Origin of the sequence: Haloferax sp. Atlit-6N, from assembly GCF_003383195.1 — an archaeon.
GTDB classification, from domain to species: Archaea; Halobacteriota; Halobacteria; order Halobacteriales; family Haloferacaceae; genus Haloferax; species Haloferax gibbonsii.
Genome location: NZ_QEQJ01000046.1, coordinates 1 through 727 on the forward strand (window position 1 = coordinate 1; position 727 = coordinate 727).

Annotated in this window: 1 protein-coding gene and 1 pseudogene; one reads left to right on the forward strand and one right to left on the reverse strand. The window is 69.6% G+C overall.

Features of this window, described 5'->3' with window-relative positions; genetic code table 11:
• Positions 1-122, forward strand: a pseudogene (locus DEQ92_RS24215) (methylated-DNA--[protein]-cysteine S-methyltransferase); the annotation flags it as partial.
• Between the two features lie 36 nt (positions 123-158).
• Here DEQ92_RS24215 and DEQ92_RS21065 read toward each other — a convergent pair.
• On the reverse strand, positions 159-727 hold a 569-nt coding region (locus DEQ92_RS21065), incomplete at its 5' end, for a CPBP family intramembrane glutamic endopeptidase (RefSeq protein WP_147299535.1).

Sequence of the window (727 nt, forward strand, 5' to 3'; positions counted from 1 at the left end):
CGCGCACGGCGCTCGCGGAGAATCCGGTGCCGCTTTTCGTCCCGGACCATCGCGTCCGCGACGCCCCCAGCGGCGCCCCCGCGTCGGTGGCAGAACGCTTGCGGGAGATCGAGTCGGCCTGAGGATACCTGCAGAACGTCGAAGCGGGTTCGGAACGATCAGATGTCCCGCGTCCACTCGACGCCGAGCCCTTCGTGCACGACGAACTCCAGCGCGTTCACGAGGTAGTGTGCGACCACGACGACGAGGAGACTTCCAGTCACGACGAACACCGCCGCGAGGACGAAGCCCAGCGTCCCGGTCACGAGCACACCGAGGCGACCCTGTGCGCCGTGTCCAAGCGCGAATGCACCCGAGGAAACGACGGCCAGCACCCACGGCGAGACGTCGTAGCCGGCCGCGACGACGCCGACGAGTGCTCCCCGAAAGAGCAGTTCCTCGAAGCCCGCGATGATTGGCAATACGACGAGCAGCAGGACCGCCCAGCCGACGAGCGTGTCCGGCGCGAGCGCGCTCCGCAGTCGTTCGCCCTCGCCGAGTCCGAACTGCGCGCCGTCGGCCGCGCCGGCCTCGTTCGCGGCGTAGAGCGCGAGACCGAGGCCGACACCGATCGCGAGGGCGCGCACGCTGACGGTCTCTGCAGCGACGCCGAACGCCCACGCGGGGATCTCGGCGTACCACGCACCTGCGAGCAAGAGTACGCCAAAGAGGCCCTGCGAGACGGCGA